Genomic DNA, 19,702 nt, shown 5'->3' with positions numbered 1-19,702 from the left:
GACAGGCCCCGCGCCGGGCCCCCGGGGCACGGTGGTGGCCGGCGCGGCCGACGGCGGGCTCCGGTTCGGCTACGGCACCAACGGGTTCGCCAACCACCGGCTGACCGACGCGCTCGCCGTCGTCGCCGACCTGGGCTACCAGGGCGTCGCGCTCACCCTGGACCACGACCACCTCGACCCGTTCGCGCCCGCGCTGGCCCGCCGGGTGGCCGCCGTGGCCCGCCGGCTCGCGGCGCTCGACCTCGCCGTGGTCGTCGAGACCGGCGCCCGTTACCTGCTCGACCCGTGGCACAAGCACGCCCCGACGCTGCTGCACGACGACCCGGCGCGGCGCGTCGAGTTCCTGCGCCGGGCCGTGCGGATCGGCGCCGACCTGGGCGCGGAGGCCGTCTCCCTCTGGTCCGGCGTACGCCCCGACGCTGTCGCACCGGAGACCGCCTGGGACCGGCTGGTCGCCGGCTGCGCGACGGTGGTCGACGCCGCCGAGGCGGCCGGCACGACGCTCGGCTTCGAGCCGGAGCCGGGCATGCTGGTCGAGGACATCGCCGGCTGGCGCCGGCTGCGCGGCGCGCTCGGCGATCCGGACCGCTTCGGCATCACCCTCGACATCGGGCACTGCCGCTGCCTGGAGCCGCGGCCGGTCCCCGAGTGCGTACGCGAGGTCGGCGCGTACCTGGTCAACGTGCAGATCGACGACATGCGCCGGGGCGTGCACGAGCACCTGGAGTTCGGCGCGGGGGAGATCGACTTCCCGCCCGTGCTGCGGGCCCTGGGCGACGCCGGCTACCGGGGCCTGGTCGCCGTGGAGCTGCCCCGGCACTCGCACGCCGCCCCCGCCGTCGCGGCCCGCTCGCTCGACTTCCTGCGCGCCGCCGCGAAGGAGGCGGCACGCCAGCAACGGTGACGGGGCCACGTCGGCAGCACGAGGGAGGAGACGGGATGACACCGGATTCACTGCGGGCCGCGCTGCGGGGCGTACCCGAACCCGACTGGCTCGACACGGCGCTGCGGCGGGTGGCGGCCGAACCGGCGACGATCGACCGGTTCTTCGCTGCCGCCGGGCGGCGCTGCGGCCGGGCACCGCTGCCCGGGGCACCCGGCTGGAGCGCCGACGAGGCGGCCCGGGCCCTGCTGCTGGCCGCGCTGCCGACCGACCACGCGACCCACGCCGAGACCCGCTACCGGCAGGGCGACGCCGCCGAGAAGCGGGCCGTGCTCAAGGCGCTGCCGCTGCTGCCGGTCGGCGCGGCCGGGACGCCACTGCTGCACGACGCGATCCGCACCAACGACACCCGGCTGCTGGCCGCCGCCCTCGGCCCGTACGCCCGGCACCTCGACCCGGACGCCTGGCGGCAGGCGGTGCTCAAGTGCGTCTTCACCGGCGTGCCGCTGGCCGTGGTGCACGACCTCGACGCCCGCGCCGACGGCGAACTCGCCGCGATGCTCGCGTCGCTGGCCGCCGAGCGGCAGGCCGCCGGGCGCGCCATGCCGGCGGACGCGACCGACCTGCTCACCCGGCTGCGCGAAATCCAGGAGGCCTGATGCGCATCTTCGACCCGCACATCCACATGACCTCGCGGACCACCGACGACTACGAGCGGATGGCCGCCGCCGGGGTCCGGGCGGTGGTGGAGCCGGCGTTCTGGCTCGGCCAGCCCCGCACCAGCCCCGCCTCCTTCGCCGACTACTTCGACTCGCTGGTCGGCTGGGAGCCGTTCCGGGCCGGGCAGTTCGGGATCCGCCACCACGCCACGGTCGCGCTGAACCCGAAGGAGGCCAACGACCCGCGCTGCCGCCCGGTGCTCGACCTGCTGCCGCGCTATCTCGACAAGGACGCCGTGGTGGCGGTCGGCGAGATCGGCTACGACTCGATGACGCCGGCGGAGGACGAGGCGTTCGCCGCCCAGCTCGCCCTGGCCGTGGCCCACGACCTGCCGGCCCTGGTGCACACCCCGCACCGGGACAAGGCGCGGGGCGTCGAACGCAGCCTCGCCGTGGTCGCCGAGTCCGGCGTCGAGCCGGGCCGGGTGGTGCTCGACCACCTCAACGAGGTGACGGTGGGGCTGGTCCGGGACACCGGCTGCTGGCTGGGCTTCTCCATCTATCCCGACACCAAGATGTCGCCGCCGCGCATGGTGGAGCTGCTGCGGGCGTACGGGACGGAGCGGGTGCTGGTCAACTCGGCGGCCGACTGGGGGCGCTCGGATCCGCTGCTCACCCGGGCCACCGGGGAGGCGATGCTGCTGGCCGGCTTCACCGACGACGACGTGGACCGGGTGCTGTGGCGCAACCCGGTCGAGTTCTACGGCCGGTCCGGTCGGCTCGACCTGACGGACCTGGAGCACGCCGCCGCCGACCCGCCGATCGGCACCTGGGCGGGCAACTCGATCCTGCGCGGCGGCAGCTGATGCGGCTGCGGCACGCCGGCGGCGACACCGTCCACCTCGGCTACTGCACCAACGTGCACCCCGCCGAGGACCTCGCCGGCATCCTGCGCCAGCTGGACACCCACGCCGTGCCCGTACGCGAGGCGCTCGGCGCCGACCTGCTCGGCCTCGGGCTGTGGCTGGCCGCCCCGGTCGCCGCCGAGCTGGCCGCCGACCCGGCCGCCCGTCGCCGGCTGCGGGCCGCGCTGACCGCCCGGGGGCTGGAGGTGGTCACGCTCAACGGCTTCCCGTACGCGGCCTTCCAGGCGCCCGTGGTCAAGGGCGACGTCTACCACCCGGACTGGACCACGCCCGCGCGGCTCGCGTACACCCTGGATCTGGCGCGGGTGCTCGCCGACCTGCTGCCCGACGACGCGGCCCGGGGCTCGGTCTCCACCCTGCCGCTGGCCTGGCGGCGGCCCTGGGACGCCGCCCGCGTGGACGCCGCCCGCCACCGGCTCGACCAGCTCGCGGCCGGTCTCGCGGCCGTCGAGCGGGCGACCGGCCGGAGCGTGCGGGTCGGGTTCGAGCCGGAGCCGGGCTGCGTGGTGGAGAGCACCGGGCAGGCCGTCGCGGCCCTGGCCGGCGTGGACACCGACCGGCTCGGCGTCTGCCTGGACCTCGCCCACCTCGCCTGCGCCTGGGAGGCGCCGGCCGAGGCGCTGGGCCGGCTGCGCACGGCCGGGCTGCCGGTGGTGAAGGTGCAGGTCTCGGCCGCCATCGAGGCGCCCGCCGAGGCGACGCCGGCGCTGCGACGCTGGGTGGAGCCGCGCTTCCTGCACCAGACCCGGGCGGCAGGCTGCGCGGGGGCGGCCGACCCTGCCGACCCCGCCCACGCCGCCGACGACCTGGACGCCGCCCTGGCCGCGCGGCTGCCCGGCCCGTGGCGGGTGCACTACCACGTGCCGCTGCACGCCCCGCCCGAGCCGCCGCTGGGCTCGACCCTGCCGGTGCTGCGCGCCGCGCTGGCCACGCTCTACGCCGGGCCGGAGGCGGGCTGCGACCACCTCGACGTCGAGACGTACACCTGGGGGGTGCTGCCGGCCGCGCGGCGCCCGCGCACCGACGCGGAGCTGGCCGCCGGCATCGCCGCGGAGCTGGCCTTCGCCCGCGCCGAGCTGGTCGCCCTGGGCCTGGCGCCGGCGGGCCGGGCGGCCCCGGCGACGGCGGAGGTACGGCGATGAGCGGGCGCCAGCGAGCGAACCGTCGACACGGCGCGGGGGTGCCGGCATGAGTCGGCGGCTGGTGGTGCTGGACGTGGTGGGGCTGACCCCGCGCCTGCTGGCGCACATGCCCCGGCTGCGCGCGGTCGCCGACGCCGGCTTCCGCGCGGAGCTGGGCACCGTGCTGCCCGCGCTGACCTGCCCGGTGCAGTCGACGTTCCTCACGGGGGAGCTCCCGGCCGGGCACGGGATCGTCGGCAACGGCTGGTACTTCCGGGACCTCGGCGAGGTGCTGCTCTGGCGCCAGCACCACGCCCTGGTCGGCGGCGAGAAGCTGTGGCAGGCGGCCCGCCGGGTCGCGCCGGGCTTCACTGTGGCCAACGTCTGCTGGTGGTACGCCATGGGCGCCGACGTGGACTGGACGGTCACCCCTCGCCCCGTCTACCGGGCGGACGGGCGCAAGGAGCCGGACTGCTACACCGACCCGCCGGAGCTGCACGACGCCCTCACCGACCGGCTCGGCACCTTCCCGCTGTTCAGCTACTGGGGGCCGGGCGCGGGGCTGGCGTCGTCGGCGTGGATCTGCCGGGCCGCCGAGCGGATCCTCGCCGACCACGCGCCGGACCTGACCCTGGTCTACGTCCCGCACCTCGACTACGACCTGCAACGCTTTGGCCCGTCGTCGCCCCGGGCCGCCGCGGCGGCGGCCGAGCTGGACGGGGTGCTCGGGCCGCTGCTGGACGCCGCCCGCGCCCGGGACGCGACCGTGGTGGTGCTCTCCGAGTACGGCATCACCGACGTCTCCCGGCCGGTCGACGTCAACCGGCTGCTGCGCGCCGAGGGGCTGCTGCGGGTGCACACCCAGGCCGGCATGGAGTACCTCGACCCGTGGACCTCGCGGGCCTTCGCGGTGGCCGACCACCAGGTGGCGCACGTCCACGTCCGCGACCCGGCCGACGTGCCGGCGGTGGCGGCGCTCTGCGCGGGGCTGCCCGGGGTGGCCGAGGTGCTCGACGCCGACGGCCGGGCCGCGCACGGGCTGGACCACCCGCGCGCCGGGGAGCTGGTGCTCGTCGCCGAGCCGGACGCCTGGTTCACCTACTACTACTGGCTCGACGACGCCCGCGCGCCCGACTTCGCCCGGCTGGTGGACATTCATCGCAAGCCGGGTTACGACCCGGCGGAGCTGTTTCTCGACCCGGCCGCACCGTTGGCGGCGAAGCGGCGGGCCGCCGTGGCGCTGGCGCGCAAGAAGCTCGGGATGCGCTACCTGATGAGCGTGGTGGGGCTGGACGCCGGCGCCCGGGCGGTGCGCGGGTCGCACGGCCGGCTCCCGGCCGATCCGGCGGACGGGCCGGTGCTGCTCTGCTCCGATCCGTCCGCCGCCCGGGACCGGGTCGCCGCGACCGAGGTCAAGGCACTCCTGCTGGAGCTGGCGGGGCTGGCACCGGCGTCGGCCGGGTCGCCCACCCCGGCGTCGGCGGGACCGTCCGGGGAGGAGCCGTGACCGCCGTCGTCGCCCCGACCGACACGAGCGGGCTGCGGGCGCGGTTCGACGCCGCGCTCGCCGCCTTCCTCGACCGGCAGGGCCGGGACTGGCCGGACGGCGCGCCCCGGGGCGTCTTCACCGCGCTGCACCGGTTCGTGCTGGCCGGCGGCAAGCGGCTGCGCCCGCTCTTCTGCTACTGGGGATGGCGGGGCGCGGGCGGCCCCGACGGCGCCCCGATCGTGACGGCCGCCGCCGCGTTGGAGCTGTTCCACGCGTTCGCGCTGATCCACGACGACATCCTGGACGGCAGCGACCGCCGCCGGGGCGGGCCGTCGGTGCACCGGCTCTTCGCCGACCTGCACGCCCGCTCGTCCTGGCGCGGCGACCCCGAGGCGTACGGGCGCAACACCGCGCTGCTCTGCGGCGACCTCTGCGCCGCCTGGTCCGACCAGATGTTCCACGAGTGCGGCCTGGACGCGGGGCGGGTGCACCGGGGGTACGCGGTCTACGCGCTGATGCGCACCGAGGTGATCGCGGGGGAGTACCTGGACCTGGTCTCCGGGGTGGGCGACGGGTCGGTGGCGAGCGCGCTGACCGTCGTCCGGATGAAGGCGGCCCGCTACACGGTCACCCGGCCGTTGCAGATCGGGGCGACGCTGGCCGGGGCCGGGCCGGAGCTGCTGGCCGCGCTGGCCGAGTTCGGCGACCCGCTGGGCGACGCGTTCCAACTGCGCGACGACGTGCTGGGGGTCTTCGGCGACCCGACGGTCACCGGCAAGTCGATCCTGGACGACCTGCGGGAGGGCAAGCCGACGGTGATGATGGCGCTGGCCCGGGGCGCCGCCGACCGGGCGCAGGCCGCGCGGCTGCGGGAGCTGTTCGGCAACCCGGCGCTCGACAGTGACGGCGCCGGCGAGCTGCGGAAGATCATCGAGGGCACCGGGGCCCGCGAGCGGATCGAGGAGATGATCCGGGTACGCGCGGAGGCCGCCCTGGCGGCCCTGGGGTCCACCCCGGTGACCGCCGAGGCCCGTGCCGCCCTGACCGCCCTCGCCGCCCAGGCCGTCGACCGTCCCCATTGAGTCGCGGCTCCGGCAGGCGGCGACTTTTGACGGGATCGACGAAAGTTGGTGCCGAATCGGCGGAAGGTATGGACACATCGATGCTCGCCATTTAATGTCGGGCCATCACGAATCTGTTTCGTCGAGGTGAACCGGCGGCGCGGGAACCCATCGACTGGTGACCTCCGATCGATGGGGTCCACTCCATCCCTCGCAGGTCGCGGCCGGCCGGGCACGGCACCCCGGCGGGCCGACCGCATCCCCCGCTACGGCATCCGGCGCGACGGCGCGCGCCCGCCCTGGCAGTCACTCGTCAGGAAGGGACGGCACACCCATGTCCACCCAGGACGCCCCCATTCCACGGCTCCGACGACGGTTCTCCGCCGCCTCGGCGCTGCTGCTGGCCGCCACCGCCGGCACGGTCGCCCTCGGCGCCGGCCCGGCCACGCTGGGCGGCCCCGGCCCGGCCCAGGCCCACCCCATCGTCGGTACCGACTTCCAGCAGGTCACCCTCGCCAAGGGCGTCGCCGAGGTGGGCGAGCCCATGACGATCGCGGTGCTGCCGGACCGGTCGGTCCTGCACACCGCCCGCAACGGCACCGTCCGGCGTACGGACTCCGCCGGCACCACCTCCGTGATCGGCACGCTGCCGGTCTACACCCACGACGAGGAGGGGTTGCAGGGCGTCGGGGCCGACCCGAACTTCGCCAGCAACCGGCACATCTACCTCTACTACGCCCCGCCGCTGTCCACACCGGCCGGCGACGCGCCGGCGACCGGCACCGACTTCTCGGCCTGGCAGGGCGTCAACCGCCTCTCCCGGTTCACCCTCAACGCCGACTTCACGATCAACACCGGCAGCAAGGTCGACATCCTCGACGTGCCCGCCGACCGGGGCATGTGCTGCCACGTCGGCGGCGACATCGACTTCGACGCCGCCGGCAACCTCTACCTCTCCACCGGCGACGACACCAACCCGTTCGACTCGGCCGGGTACGCGCCCATCGACGAGCGCACCAACCGCAACCCCGCGTACGACGCGCAGCGCAGCGCGGCCAACACCAACGACCTGCGCGGCAAGATCCTGCGGATCAAGGTGAACGCCAACGGCACGTACTCGATCCCGGCGGGCAACATGTTCGTCGACTCGGACGCACGGACCCGCCCCGAGATCTACGCCATGGGCTTCCGCAACCCGTTCCGGATGAGCGTGGACCGGGCCACCGGCATCGTCTACGTGGGCGACTACGGCCCGGACGCCGGCACCACCAGCGCCCGGGGGCCGAGCGGCCAGGTGGAGTTCAACCGGGTCACCGGGCCCGGCAACTACGGCTGGCCGTACTGCACCGGCACCAACACCGCCACCGAGACGTACGCCGAGTGGGACTTCGCCGCCGGGACCGGCGGGGCGAAGTACAACTGCTCCGGCGGGCCGACCAACAACTCCTTCCGCAACACCGGCCTGCCCACCCTGCCCGGGGCGAAGCCGGCCTGGATCCGGTACGCCGGCGACGCCGGCACCCCGCCCGAGTTCGGCGGCGGCTCCGAGTCGCCGATGGGCGGCCCCGTCTACCGCTACGACGCCGCGCTGAACTCCACCACCAAGTTCCCGCAGTCCTTCGACGGGCAGTTCTTCGCCGGCGAACTCGGCCGGGGCTGGGTCAAGCCGATCCACCTCAACGCCGACGGCAGCCCGGGCGGCATCGACACGTTCCCGTGGAACGGCAAGCAGATCATGGACATGGCGTTCGGGCCCGAGGGCGCGCTCTACATCCTCGACTACGGCACCGGCTACTTCAACGGTGACGCCAACTCGGCGCTCTACCGCTACGACTACATCGCCGGCGGCAACCGGGCGCCGACCGCCGTCGCCGCGGCCGACAAGACCTCCGGCGCGGCCCCGCTGACCGTGAACTTCTCCTCGGCCGGGTCCAGCGACCCGGAGGGCGGGGCGCTCACGTACTCCTGGGCGTTCGGCGACGGCACCAGCTCGACGGCGGCCAACCCCAGCAAGACGTACACCGCCAACGGCACCTACCAGGTCACCCTGACCGTACGCGACCCCCAGGGCGCCACCGGCACGGCGAACGTGCAGATCGGCGTCGGCAACACCGCGCCCACGGTCACCATCAACAGCCCGGCCAACGGCAAGCTGTTCAGCTACGGCGACACCGTGCCGTTCAGCATCACGGTGACCGACCCCGAGGACGCCGCCATCGACTGCACCAAGGTCAAGATGACGTACGTGCTGGGCCACGACAACCACGGCCACCAGATCACCTCGAAGAACGGCTGCTCCGGCTCGATCACCATCCCCGTCGACGGTGAACACGACGACGCGGCGAACATCTTCGCCGTCTTCGACGCCGAGTACACCGACGCGGGCGGGCTGACCACGCACAAGCAGCACACCCTCCAGCCGCGCAAGCGCCAGGCGGAGCACTTCAAGACCTCCTCCGGCGTCGGCACCTTCGACAAGGGCACCGCCGAGGGCGGCAGGACCGTCGGCGACATCAACAACGGCGACTGGATCGCGTTCGAGCCGTACCGGATCGACAACGCGACCTCGTTCAGCGCCAGGGTCTCCTCGGCCGGCGCCGGCGGCACCCTCCAGGTGCGGCTCGGCTCGCCGACGGGCACCGTGCTCGGCTCCGCGACCGTGCCGGTCACCGGTGCCTGGGACGCGTTCACCACGGTCAGCGGCAGCATCTCCGGGGCGCCGGCCAGCACCGGCACGCTCTACCTCACGTTCGCCGGCACGGGCACCGGCGCGCTCTACGACGTGGACACGTTCGCCTTCACCACCGGCTCGGCGGGGGTCCGCACCGGCCCGGTCGTCGGGCTCGGCGGCAAGTGCCTGGACGTACGCAACGCGGCCACCGCCGACGGCACCCAGATCCAGATCTACGGCTGCAACGGCAGCGCCGCGCAGACGTGGACGGTGACGCCGAACTCGACGGTGAAGGCGCTGGGCAAGTGCCTGGACATCTCCGGCGGCGGGTCCGCCGACGGCACGAAGATCCAGCTGTACGGCTGCAACGGCACCGGCGCCCAGAACTGGTCGGCCCAGGCGGACGGCACCCTGAAGAACCCGCAGACCGGCAAGTGCCTGGACGTCTCGGGCAACACCCCGACCGACGGCCAGGCCGTGCACCTGTGGACCTGCCACACCGGCGCCAACCAGAAGTGGACCCTGCCCTGACCTGAGGCGGGGAGGGGCACGACGCCCCTCCCCGCCCCGGCAGGCCCTTGACAGCCCCGGCATTGGAGAGCGACATGCGCAGACTCCTCCGACCCCTCCTCGGCGCGGCCACCGCCGTCCTCGCCGTCCTCGCCTGCACCACCCCGGCCACGCCGGCCAGCGCCGCCGACGCCCCGTACGACGTGCTGGTCTTCTCCAAGACGGCCGGCTTCCGGCACGACTCCATCGCGGTCGGCACCCAGGCGATCCGCGACCTCGGCGCGGCCAACAACTTCACCGTCACCGCCACCGAGGACGCCGCCCAGTTCACGACCGCCAACCTGTCCCGCTTCGAGGCGGTGGTCTTCCTCAACACCACCGGCGACGTGCTCGACGGCACGCAGCAGAGCGCCTTCGAGTCCTACATCGGCGCCGGCGGCGGTTACGTCGGCGTGCACGCCGCCGCCGACACCGAGTACGGCTGGTCCTTCTACGGCAACCTCGTCGGGGCGTACTTCGCCTCGCACCCGGCCATCCAGCAGGCCAACGTGAAGGCGGAGAACCGGGCGCACCCGGCGACCGCGCACCTGCCGCAGACCTGGCCCCGCACCGACGAGTGGTACAACTACCAGACCAACGCCCGCTCCACGGCCCGGGTGCTGGCCACCCTCGACGAGTCCTCCTACTCGGGCGGCTCGATGGGCGCCGACCACCCGCACTCCTGGTGCAAGACCTACAGCGGCGGCCGGTCCTTCTACACGGGCGGCGGGCACACCCAGGCGTCGTACGCCGAGCCGGCCTTCCGCGCCCACCTGCTCGGCGGCATCCGGTACGCGGCGGGCCGGGCCAAGGCCGACTGCCGGCCCGAGACCGGCTACACGCCGCTCTACAACGGCTCCACCACCGGCTGGTCCCAGGCCGGGCCGGGCAGCTTCAGCAACGCCGACGCCACCCTCACCTCGGTCGGCGGGATGGGCCTGTACTGGTACAGCGCGAAGCAGTTCACCAACTACTCGCTGAAGCTGGACTGGCGGCTCGCCGGCGACGACAACTCCGGCGTCTTCATCGGCTTTCCGCCGTCGAGCGACCCCTGGTCGGCCGTGAACAACGGCTACGAGGTGCAGATCGACGCCACGGACGCGGCCGACCGCACGACCGGCGCCGTCTACACCTTCAAGTCCGCCGACATCGCCGCCCGGGACGCGGCGCTGAACCCGCCGGGGGAGTGGAACACCTACGAACTGCTCGTCGAGGGCGAGCGCCTCCAGGTCTTCCTGAACGGCGTGAAGATCAACGACTTCACCAACACCGACCCGGTCCGCTCGCTCGCCGGCCACATCGGGCTCCAGAACCACGGCACCGGCGACGACGCCTCGTTCCGCAACATCCGGATCAAGGAACTCGGCGTCAACCCGCCGGTCGGGAACACCGTCCAGGCCGAGGCGTTCAGCTCCGCCTCCGGGGTCTCGCCGTTCACCAAGGCCGGCGCGAACGGCGGGCAGACCCTCGGCCACATCGACCCCGGGGACTGGGCCGCGTACGCCGGGCTCGACCTGACCGGCACGACGTCGCTGCGGGCGCGGGTCGTCTCCGGCGGGCCGGGCGGCACCATCCAGGTGCGTACGGGCTCCGCGACCGGCACCATCCTCGGCTCGGTGGCGGTGCCGAACACCGGCGGCTGGAACACCTTCGCCGACGTCACGGCCGCCCTCTCCGGTGTGCCGTCCGGCACCGGCACGCTCTACCTGACCTTCACCGGCTCGGGCACGGGGCTCTTCGACGTGGACGACTTCACCCTGGTCAAGGGGAGCGGCGGCACCGGCACCGGCCCGATCCGCGGCCTGGGCGGCAAGTGCCTGGACGTGCGCAACGGCGCCACGGCCGACGGCACCCAGATCCAGATCCACGGCTGCAACGGGTCCGCCGCGCAGACGTGGACGGTGACGCCGAACTCGACGGTGAAGGCGCTGGGCAAGTGCCTGGACGTCTCCGGCGGCGCGTCGGCCGACGGTACGAAGATCCAGTTGTGGACGTGCAACGGCACGGGGGCGCAGAACTGGTCGGCCCAGGCGGACGGCACCCTGAAGAACCCGCAGACCGGCAAGTGCCTGGACGTCTCGGGCAACAACCCGGCGGACGGTCAGGCCGTGCACCTGTGGACCTGTCACACCAACGCCAACCAGAAGTGGACCCTGCCGCCCGTCGGCATCCGCATCCGCTGACGAGCGGAGGATCCACACGCGGAACGCTGTCGAGCTGATGTCGTAGACGATTCATCGCCGTCCGGTGCACAGCGCGGCCCGGACGTCACCCCACCTGACGTCACAGACGACTCAGCTCGACAGCGTCCGTACGACTCCTTCGCCCGCGGACCGCCGGCGGCCACCACCGCCCACGGAGCCATGGATCACCCGTTCAAGGCTGCGTGACGAGGCACTAGAGTGGGGGGCGGCGACCGTGGCGGTTGCCGGTGACCGGCGGGAGGCGCAACCCGGCGGGTCCAGGTGCGCACGCGTACCCACCGGTGTCCCGCCGTGGCCCGCCGCGCACCGGCCCTGCCCGGTCACCCTCGCCCCGGTCACATACCCACGGAATCCCCATCACCACAGGGGAGAAGCACCATGGCGCGACCCATCACGCTCTTCACCGGCCAGTGGGCCGATCTTCCGTTCGACGAGGTCTGCCGCCTCGCCTCCGAGTGGGGCTACGACGGGCTGGAGATCGCCTGCTGGGGCGACCACTTCGAGGTCGACAGGGCACTCGCGGACGACTCGTACGTCGAGCGGAAGCGCGAGACCCTGGCGAAGCACAACCTGAAGGTCTTCGCGATCTCCAACCACCTGGTCGGCCAGGCCGTCTGCGACCACCCGATCGACGAGCGGCACCAGGGCATCCTGCCCGCCCGGATCTGGGGCGACGGCGAGCCCGAGGGCGTACGCCGCCGCGCCGCCGAGGAGATCAAGGACACCGCGCGGGCGGCGGCGAAGCTCGGGGTGGACACCGTCGTCGGCTTCACCGGCTCGTCGATCTGGCACACGCTGGCGATGTTCCCGCCGGTGCCGCCGTCGATGATCGAGCGCGGCTACCAGGACTTCGCCGACCGGTGGAACCCGATCCTGGACGTCTTCGACGAGGTGGGCGTGCGCTTCGCCCACGAGGTGCACCCGAGCGAGATCGCGTACGACTACTGGACGACGAAGCGGGCGCTGGAGGCGGTCGGGCACCGGCCCGCGTTCGGGCTGAACTGGGACCCGTCGCACTTCGTGTGGCAGGAGCTGGACCCGGTGAACTTCATCTTCGACTTCGCCGACCGGATCTACCACGTCGACTGCAAGGACGCGAAGGTGCGCACCGGGGACGGGCGGCGGGGCCGGCTCGCCTCGCACCTGCCGTGGGCGGACATGCGGCGCGGCTGGGACTTCGTCTCCACCGGCCACGGCGACGTGCCCTGGGAGGACTGCTTCCGGGCCCTGAACGCGATCGGCTACGCCGGCCCGATCTCGATCGAGTGGGAGGACGCCGGGATGGACCGCCTCGTCGGCGCCCCGGAGGCGTTGCAGTTCGTCCGCCGGCTCGCCTTCGACGCCCCGGCCGCGGCCTTCGACGCCGCGTTCACCAGCAAGGACTGACCGCCCCGGGGTCGCACCCGGGCGGGCCGAAGTCGGGGCCCGCACACGAACGGGCCGGTCGCCCGGAGGCGACCGGCCCGCGCGAAGGTGCGATCAGAGGGTGCTGCCGTTGGTGCCCGAGCTGGACGGCTTGCTACGGGGCGTGGCGGTGGTCGACGTCGACCCGGAGGCCGAGGCCGTGCTCGACGACCCGGTGGAGCTCTTCGCGCCGACCGTGGCCGGCGTGCCGGCGAACGCGTCGTCGGCGGCGGTCAGCTCCTGCTTGTGGCCGTTGCTGTTGAGCTTCTCGCCCAGCTTCGACTGGCCGAGCTTGTCCTTGCCCTCGCTGTAGAGGCGGGTCGCCTGGGCCTGCGCGACACCGGCCGCCTCCTGGACGGTCGGGTGGTCGAGCACCTTGCGGCCCCGGATCACCAGCTCCTCGTACTTCTCCCGACCGGCACGGGCGCCCAGGACGAATCCCGCAGCCAGCCCGCCAAGGAACATCATCTTTCCGCGCATGGCGGCTCCTTCCGTACCTGACGCGCCGTCGACCGACGGTTACCCCGCCGGAGGCGACCAAATCGCGCCTGCCTTCTCTGTCTGCAGCTAACTACCCATCCTGCTCTCCGCTCATACCTCCTTGTGCCGGGATGACGATTTGTCCGGGTTTATTGTCGTGTGCGCGGGCGCCGATCGAAGCGGTAACCCCCTGGACCAACACCCCCCGGAATCCTGTACTCTTGTGCCGTCGCACGGCGCAGCGAGATCGGCACCGGACGACACAGCGGTCCCCCGTAGCTCAATTGGCAGAGCAGCCGGCTGTTAACCGGCAGGTTTTTGGTTCGAGTCCAAACGGGGGAGCTTCCACACCAGACGCCCGTCGGCCACGCCGGCGGGCGTTCGCCGTTCCCGCCCCGTGTCTGCCGGTCGTCGCGCGCCTGCCGGCCGTCGCCCGGATCCGTCGTGGCGAAGATCGTGCCCGCCAGGTGCGGGACGACCTGTTTCGCCCACCCCCGGGCCGCTCGCCCGGCAGGATGGTCGCTGTCGACCTGGACTCCCGCTGCGTCGATCGGTGCGTCGACTCGTGGGTAGGTGAGTGGCCGGGCCGGCTGTCCCGGACTGGCGGAGAGCGGGAGGTGCGCGATGCTCGCCGAGACCGATGTCGTCGTGGTCGGCGGCGGCCTGGCCGGGCTCGCCGCGGCCCGGCGGCTGCACCGCGCGGGTGTGCCGTGGCGGCTGCTGGAGGCCGGCGGCCGGCTCGGCGGCCGGGTCGCCACCGACGCCGTAGACGGCTACCTGCTGGACCGGGGCTTCCAGGTGCTCAACACCGCGTACCCCCGGATCGGCGCCCTGCTCGACGTCGACCGGCTGCGCCTCGGACACTTCACGTCCGGCGTGCTGGTGCGCAGGGGCGACCGGTTGGCCCGTCTGGTGAACCCGCTGCGCGAACCCACCGGCGCGCCCGGCACCGCGCTGGCCGGCGTGGGCTCCCTGCTCGACCGGCTACGGTTCGCCGCGCTCGCCACGGGCTGCGCCACCCTGCCGAAGGAACGGCTGCTCGCCGCCCAGGAGACCACCACCGAGGCCGCGCTGCGCCGCGCCGGCCTCTCCGACACGATCGTCGAGGAGCTGCTGCGGCCGTTCCTGTCCGGGGTCCTCATCGACCGCGAACTGGAGACCTCCAGCCACGTGCTCGCCATGGTGCTGCGCTCCTTCGCCCGGGGCCGGATCGGCCTGCCCGCCGAGGGGATGGCCGCGCTGCCCCGCGCCGTCGCCGACCCGCTCCCGGCGGAGCTGATCGACCTCGACACCCCGGTCGCCGAGGTCGCGCCCGGCCGGGTCCGCACCCAGGCCGGCGACCTCCGCTGCCGCGCCGTCGTGGTCGCCGTGGACCCGCCGGCGGCGGCCACGCTGCTGCCGGGTCTGCCGGCGGTACGCACGCACGCCTACACGACCTACTACCACAGCGCGCCGGAGCCGCCGCTTGACGAGCCGATCCTGCTCCTCGACGGCGACCGGCGCGAGATCGTCGCCAACACGGTGGTGGTCAGCAGGGCCGCGCCCACGTACGCGCCGGCCGGTCGGCACCTGGTCGCCACCTCGGTGGTCGGCCCGTCGGCCCCGCCCGAGCCGACGGTACGGGCGGAACTCACCCGGCTCTACGGCCGGTCCACGGCGGACTGGACCCACCTGACCACGGTGTCCATCCCCGACGCGCTGCCCGCCGCGCCCCCGCCGCAGGGGCGGCTGCGCAAGCCGGTGGCGCTGGGGGAGGGCCTGTTCGTGGCCGGGGACCACCGGGACAGCCCCTCCATCCAGGGCGCTCTCGCCAGCGGCTGGCGGGCCGCCGGGGCCGTCCTGTCGGAGCTGCGTACCGGCTGAACGGAGGGTCACGTCCCGTTGAAGATCACTTATGCTCCTCGCCATGCCCGCACCCCTTCCGCCGCCCGACTTCGACGCTGCGGCGGCGTACCCCCAGGTCGGTCAGGTGCGCGCGGCCCTCGCGGCGCGCGACTGGCCGGCCCTGCGCGCGCTCGTCGACGGGCAGGACCCGCACGGCCGGACCTTCCTCGTCGGCGAGGCCGGCGAGGCCAAGGACATCGAGGAGTTCCTGCGTGAGGTGCTGGCGCAGCGGCCCGACGACGCGCTCGCCGGCGCCCTGCTGGGGTCGCACCTGATCCGCGCCGGCTGGCGGATCCGCTCGTCCTACCGGGCGCAGCACGTCAGCCGGGACCAGTTCGCCCAGTTCCACGCCCACCTGCGGCGCGCCGAGCAGGTGCTGATCGACGTCACCGCCCGGCACCCGGACGACGCGGCGGCCTGGACGCAGCGGATCACCAACGCGCGCGGGCTGGAGCTCGGCCAGGCGGAGGCCCGCCGCCGCTACGACCAGCTCGCCAAGCACCACCCGCACCACCTGCCGGCCCAGGCCTCGCTGCTGCAACAGTTCTGTCCCAAGTGGAGTGGCACCTGGGAGCGGGCGCACGGCTTCGCCCGGGAGTGCGCCGACGCCGCCCCGCCCGGCGCCCCGAACGCGGTGCTGGTGGTCGAGGCGCACCTGGAGGAGGCGCTCGACCACGACGACCTCCGCGAGGCGAGCACCCACCTGCGCGGCGCGCACGTGCAGCGCGAGATCCACCAGGCGGCGCAGCAGTCGGTCTGGCACCCCGAGTTCCGCAACGACTGGGGCTGGGTCTGGGTGCGCAGCGTCTTCGCGATGGCCTTCTGCCTGCTGGACGAGTACCAGGCGGCGGCACAGCAGTTCGCGGCCATGGGGCCGCTCGGCGACGAGGCGATGTTCGGCTACATCGACGGCGACGCGACCAAGCAGTTCCAGCGGTTCCGCGACAAGGCGTACGCGAAGGGTGGGCGGTCATGATCCAGGAACTGGACGTGGACGGGGTGCCCACGCTGCTCGCCCCCACCGGCGGGCCGATGCGCGCCGGGCTGACCTTCCGGGTCGGCACCGCCGACGAGACGCTCGCCCGCAGCGGCATCACCCACCTGCTGGAACACCTCGCGCTGGCCCCCCTCGGGCTGGCCGACTACCACGTCAACGGTGCCACCGCGCCGGTGTTCACCACGTTCCACATGCAGGGCTCCGCGCAGGACATCGCCACCTTCCTCACCTCGGTCTGCGCCAACCTGACCGAGCTGCCGACCGGCCGGCTCGACGTGGAGAAGGAGATCCTGCGCACCGAGTACAGCAGCCGGGGCACGGCCGCCGTCGACGACATCCCGCTGTGGCGGCACGGCGCCCGCGACTTCGGCATCACCAGCTACCCGGAGTGGGGGCTCTCCGCGCTCACCGCCGACGACCTGCGGCAGTGGGCGGCCCGCTGGTTCACCCGGGAGAACGCGGTGCTCTGGATCGCGGGGAAGGCCGTCCCCGCCGGGCTGCGCCTGACGCTGCCCCAGGGCGTACGGCAGCCGGTGCCGGCGGCGTCGTCGGCGCTGCCGCAGACCCCCGCGTACTTCGTCGGCGGGTCGCGGGCGGTGGTGCTGGACGCCGTCGTGCGGCGCCGGACCGCCGCGAGCGTCTTCGCCGGGGTGCTGGAGCGCGAGCTGTACCGGGCGCTGCGCCAGGACGCCGGGCTCTCCTACCAGACGACGGCGGGCTACGAGCCGCGCGGCGACGGCCACGCGACGCTGCGGGCGCTGGCCGACGCGCTGCCGGAGAAGCAGGACGCCGTGCTCGGCGGCTTCGTCGACACGCTCGCCAAGCTCCGGGTCGGCCGGATCGAACAGGCCGACCTCGACGCCGTCGTGGCGAAGCGGCAGGACTTCCTCGGCACCGCCGAGGTGGACGCGGCGCGGCTGCCGTCGTACGCCTTCAACGTGCTCACCGGGGAGCGCAACCTCACGGTCGACGAGCACCGCGCCGAGCTGAAGGACGTCAGCACGGACGACGTGCACGAGGTGGCCCGCGAGGTGCTGGCCGGAGCGCTGCTGATGGTTCCCGAGGGGCACCGGGCCGACTGGGCCGGCTTCGTCGCAGCGCCCACCCGCTCGGCCGACACGGTCGCCGGCACCCCCTACCGGGAGAAGGAAGGCGACGGCGAGCTGCACGTCGGCGTGGACGGGGTGAGCTGGCTCGGCCGCGGTGGCCCGCTCACCGTGCGGTACGCCGAATGCGCCCTCATGCTCGCCTGGCCCGACGGCGCTCGGCAGCTCATCGGCGGCGACGCCATCTCGATGCGGATCGAACCGACCATGTTCGACCTGCACCCCGGGGCGATCCGGGTGATCGACTCCCAGGTGCCGGCCGACCGGCAGGTGGCCATGCCGGCCCGCGACCCGGACCGCATCCCGCAGCCGCAGGCCGCTGCCGGCACCGAACGGCGGGAGCCGGCGAAGCGCTCCTGGTGGGAGATCCCGCTGATGGTCGTCAGCGGCCTCGCCGCGCTGGCGATCGGCGGGGGGACCTTCCTGCTGACCCTCGGCATGTTCATCACCGAGACGGCCGAGAGCGACGAGGGCTGGCTGTGGGGCGTCATCGCGGTGGGATGGCTGCTCACTGTTATCCTCGCGTTGCCCATCGTGCTGCTACGCCGGCGACGCCGATGAGCGATGGCGCCGTTTCGTGCTGGCCGGTGATCCACCGGGCGGGATAAGATCCGGCGCGGTATTGGGGCGGTAGCTCAGCCGGTTAGAGCAGGGGACTCATAATCCCTCGGTCGCGGGTTCGAGTCCCGCCCGCCCCACCGACCGCACCATTGTGCGAACCGGTGGTACTCCTGAGGTGCCCCCGTCCGTTTCGGGCGGGGGCATTGTCGTGTCGGTGGGGATCTTGAACACGGGTATGACTCCCTGGTCGGTGAGTTGGACTTCGGCGATGAGGGTTTCGATGGCGGCTTTGCGTTCGGTGTCGCTGCCGCTGGCCATGATCGTGGTGAGGTAGTCGCGGATCAGGGCGATGGTGCCGGGTGCCGGTGGGGCGGGCTGGGCGGCGAGACCGGCTGCGAGTTCGGCGTGCCGGGTGTGGAGTTGGGCCAGTTGTTGGCGGAGTTCGCGGATGCGGGGGCCGGCGGTGGTGTCGTCCATGGTGCCGTTCTCGAACGCGGTGTGATACCGGTCGATAGCCGCCTCGGTGGTGGTGATCTGGTGGGCGAGGGCGGTGAGTTCCGCGCTGCGGTCGTCGGTGGTGCTGGCGCGTTGGGTGTGGGCGCGTTCGATCATCGCGGTCAGGACAGGTTCGGCGGTGGCGTAGAAGTCGTGCAGCGCCTTGAGGATGGCGTTGTCGAGGTCGTCGGCGGGTAGGCGGGGTGCGTCGCAGGTGGCGTGTTTGCCGTAGCGGGTGCGGGTGAAGCAGGTGTAGTAGCGGTAGCGGCGGGTCCGTCCGTTGGCGGACGTGCCGATGTAGCGCTGTCCGCAGCGGGGACATGTCAACAGTCCGGTGAGGTAGTAGTCCGAGTCGGACATCGCCCGCTGGGTTTGGACGTCGCCACGCGCTGCGGCGATGTCCTGGGCGCGCTGGAAGGTGTCCCGGTCGATCAGCGCGTCGTGGGCGTCAGGGACGTAGACGTCGCGGTAGGCGATGTCCCCGACGTAGGCCGGGTTGTCCAGGATCCGGTTGATGGTGTGTCCGGACCACTTCTTCCCGGTCCGGTTCGGGACGCCGCGTTCGTTGAGGATGGTGGCGATGGCGCGGGTACCGACGCGGTCGCGGGTGTAGAGGCGAAAGATATCGCGGAGGATGGGTGCCTCGTCGGGGTGGAGGACGAGGCGGTGGTCGGGGTTGACGAGGTAGCCGTAGGGGCGGGTGCCGCCGGCCCATTTGCCTTTGCTGGCTTTCGCGGTCATGCCACTTTTCACTCGGTCGATGATGATGTTGCGTTCGAATTCGGCGAACACGGCGAGGAGTTGGAGCATCATGCGGCCGAAGGGTCCGCCGGTGTCGACGGGCTCGGTGGCGGAGGAGAATCGGACGCCGGATGCTTCGAGGATGTTGATGAGGTCGAGTAGGTCGGCGACGCTGCGGCTGAATCGGTCGAGGCGGTAGACGAGCAGGACGTCGTAGAGGCCGGCTTTAGCGGCGTGGAGTGCTTTCCGAAGACCGGGTCGGTGGGTGGTGGCGCCGGAGGCGTCGTCTTCGTATTCAGCGACGATGGTCCAGCCGGGTTGGGACTTGACGTATTTCTCCAGGGCGGCGCGTTGGGCGTCGAGGGAGAAGGGTTGGTGTTCGTCGTCGGTGGAGCGGCGGATGTAGACGCAGACGCGGCAGGGGCCAGCGGGCCGCTCGGCTGTGGTGGGTTGGTGGGCGCGTCGGCCGCG

Annotated in this window: 14 protein-coding genes and 2 tRNA genes; 14 read left to right on the top strand and 2 right to left on the bottom strand. The window is 73.2% G+C overall.

Translation table 11 applies throughout. The annotated features are described in order from the left end of the window. Positions 1 to 31 precede the first annotated feature (31 nt). The 9 genes from F6X68_RS18135 (at position 32) to F6X68_RS18095 (ending at position 12,949) form a co-directional block, all read left to right on the top strand. The gene (locus F6X68_RS18135; protein ID WP_151455406.1) at positions 32 to 904 is read left to right on the top strand and encodes a sugar phosphate isomerase/epimerase; all 873 of its coding nucleotides are present in this window, start codon (positions 32 to 34) and stop codon (positions 902 to 904) included. A gap of 35 nt (positions 905 to 939) precedes the next feature. Continuing rightward, entirely contained in the window at positions 940 to 1,542 is a 603-nt protein-coding gene (locus F6X68_RS18130; RefSeq protein ID WP_151455403.1) for an EboA domain-containing protein, read from the top strand. Further along, a complete protein-coding gene (locus F6X68_RS18125) occupies positions 1,542 to 2,408 on the top strand; it encodes a TatD family hydrolase (RefSeq protein ID WP_151455402.1) in 867 nt (288 codons plus the stop codon). The genes F6X68_RS18130 and F6X68_RS18125 overlap by 1 nt, the downstream gene beginning before the upstream one ends. Further along, the gene (gene eboE, locus F6X68_RS18120; RefSeq protein WP_151455401.1) at positions 2,408 to 3,610 is read left to right on the top strand and encodes a metabolite traffic protein EboE; all 1,203 of its coding nucleotides are present in this window, start codon (positions 2,408 to 2,410) and stop codon (positions 3,608 to 3,610) included. The genes F6X68_RS18125 and eboE overlap by 1 nt, the downstream gene beginning before the upstream one ends. A gap of 46 nt (positions 3,611 to 3,656) precedes the next feature. Beyond that, positions 3,657 to 5,096 carry an alkaline phosphatase family protein gene (locus F6X68_RS18115; RefSeq protein WP_192581450.1) on the top strand — a complete coding sequence of 480 codons (1,440 nt, stop codon included), beginning with the start codon at positions 3,657 to 3,659 and terminating at the stop codon, positions 5,094 to 5,096. Beyond that, positions 5,093 to 6,160 (top strand): polyprenyl synthetase family protein, encoded by a 1,068-nt coding sequence (locus tag F6X68_RS18110; RefSeq protein WP_151455400.1) that lies wholly within the window; start codon positions 5,093 to 5,095, stop codon positions 6,158 to 6,160. Before F6X68_RS18115 ends, F6X68_RS18110 begins: the two co-directional genes overlap by 4 nt. 313 nt (positions 6,161 to 6,473) lie before the next feature. Next, entirely contained in the window at positions 6,474 to 9,341 is a 2,868-nt protein-coding gene (locus tag F6X68_RS18105; RefSeq protein WP_151455399.1) for a PQQ-dependent sugar dehydrogenase, read from the top strand. 74 nt (positions 9,342 to 9,415) lie between these two features. Then, positions 9,416 to 11,542, top strand: a complete 2,127-nt coding sequence (locus tag F6X68_RS18100) for a ThuA domain-containing protein (protein WP_151455398.1) — start codon at positions 9,416 to 9,418, stop codon at positions 11,540 to 11,542. Positions 11,543 to 11,941: 399 nt separating this feature from the next. After that, on the top strand, positions 11,942 to 12,949 hold the full coding sequence (locus F6X68_RS18095; RefSeq protein WP_151455397.1) for a sugar phosphate isomerase/epimerase: 1,008 nt from the start codon (positions 11,942 to 11,944) through the stop codon (positions 12,947 to 12,949). 93 nt (positions 12,950 to 13,042) lie between these two features. Here F6X68_RS18095 and F6X68_RS18090 read toward each other — a convergent pair whose 3' ends face one another. Then, on the bottom strand, positions 13,043 to 13,447 hold the full coding sequence (locus tag F6X68_RS18090) for a hypothetical protein (RefSeq protein WP_151455396.1): 405 nt from the start codon (positions 13,445 to 13,447) through the stop codon (positions 13,043 to 13,045). A 269-nt stretch (positions 13,448 to 13,716) separates the two neighbouring features. On the opposite strand from F6X68_RS18090, the gene F6X68_RS18085 reads away from it, so the two are divergent. The 5 genes from F6X68_RS18085 (at position 13,717) to F6X68_RS18065 (ending at position 18,132) form a co-directional block, all read left to right on the top strand. After that, positions 13,717 to 13,789 (top strand) — tRNA-Asn (locus F6X68_RS18085). Between the two features lie 282 nt (positions 13,790 to 14,071). Further along, a complete protein-coding gene (locus F6X68_RS18080; RefSeq protein WP_151455395.1) occupies positions 14,072 to 15,310 on the top strand; it encodes an NAD(P)/FAD-dependent oxidoreductase in 1,239 nt (412 codons plus the stop codon). 43 nt (positions 15,311 to 15,353) lie between these two features. Continuing rightward, complete coding sequence (locus tag F6X68_RS18075; RefSeq protein ID WP_151455394.1) at positions 15,354 to 16,307, top strand: hypothetical protein; 954 nt, start codon at positions 15,354 to 15,356, stop codon at positions 16,305 to 16,307. Then, on the top strand, positions 16,304 to 17,995 hold the full coding sequence (locus F6X68_RS18070) for a pitrilysin family protein (RefSeq protein WP_151455393.1): 1,692 nt from the start codon (positions 16,304 to 16,306) through the stop codon (positions 17,993 to 17,995). Before F6X68_RS18075 ends, F6X68_RS18070 begins: the two co-directional genes overlap by 4 nt. 63 nt (positions 17,996 to 18,058) lie before the next feature. Next, a tRNA-Ile gene (locus tag F6X68_RS18065) sits at positions 18,059 to 18,132 on the top strand. Here F6X68_RS18065 and F6X68_RS18060 read toward each other — a convergent pair. Then, positions 18,092 to 19,633 (bottom strand): recombinase family protein, encoded by a 1,542-nt coding sequence (locus F6X68_RS18060; protein ID WP_225852278.1) that lies wholly within the window; start codon positions 19,631 to 19,633, stop codon positions 18,092 to 18,094. The genes F6X68_RS18065 and F6X68_RS18060 overlap by 41 nt on opposite strands. Positions 19,634 to 19,702 lie beyond the last annotated feature (69 nt).

Origin of the sequence: Micromonospora sp. AMSO12t (assembly GCF_008806585.1) — a bacterium.
Classification (GTDB): Bacteria; Actinomycetota; Actinomycetes; order Mycobacteriales; family Micromonosporaceae; genus Micromonospora; species Micromonospora reichwaldensis.
Note: the sequence above shows the minus strand (reverse complement) of the source record. Positions and strands in the feature narration are given on the sequence as shown.

Coding starts and splice junctions, on each gene's coding strand:
- F6X68_RS18130 (WP_151455403.1), top strand. CDS start 940: ATGACACCGGATTCACTGCGGGCCGCGCTGCGGGGCGTACCCGAACCC.
- F6X68_RS18125 (WP_151455402.1), top strand. CDS start 1,542: ATGCGCATCTTCGACCCGCACATCCACATGACCTCGCGGACCACCGAC.
- eboE (WP_151455401.1), top strand. CDS start 2,408: ATGCGGCTGCGGCACGCCGGCGGCGACACCGTCCACCTCGGCTACTGC.
- F6X68_RS18115 (WP_192581450.1), top strand. CDS start 3,657: ATGAGTCGGCGGCTGGTGGTGCTGGACGTGGTGGGGCTGACCCCGCGC.
- F6X68_RS18105 (WP_151455399.1), top strand. CDS start 6,474: ATGTCCACCCAGGACGCCCCCATTCCACGGCTCCGACGACGGTTCTCC.
- F6X68_RS18100 (WP_151455398.1), top strand. CDS start 9,416: ATGCGCAGACTCCTCCGACCCCTCCTCGGCGCGGCCACCGCCGTCCTC.
- F6X68_RS18095 (WP_151455397.1), top strand. CDS start 11,942: ATGGCGCGACCCATCACGCTCTTCACCGGCCAGTGGGCCGATCTTCCG.
- F6X68_RS18090 (WP_151455396.1), bottom strand. CDS start 13,447: ATGCGCGGAAAGATGATGTTCCTTGGCGGGCTGGCTGCGGGATTCGTC.
- F6X68_RS18080 (WP_151455395.1), top strand. CDS start 14,072: ATGCTCGCCGAGACCGATGTCGTCGTGGTCGGCGGCGGCCTGGCCGGG.
- F6X68_RS18075 (WP_151455394.1), top strand. CDS start 15,354: ATGCCCGCACCCCTTCCGCCGCCCGACTTCGACGCTGCGGCGGCGTAC.
- F6X68_RS18070 (WP_151455393.1), top strand. CDS start 16,304: ATGATCCAGGAACTGGACGTGGACGGGGTGCCCACGCTGCTCGCCCCC.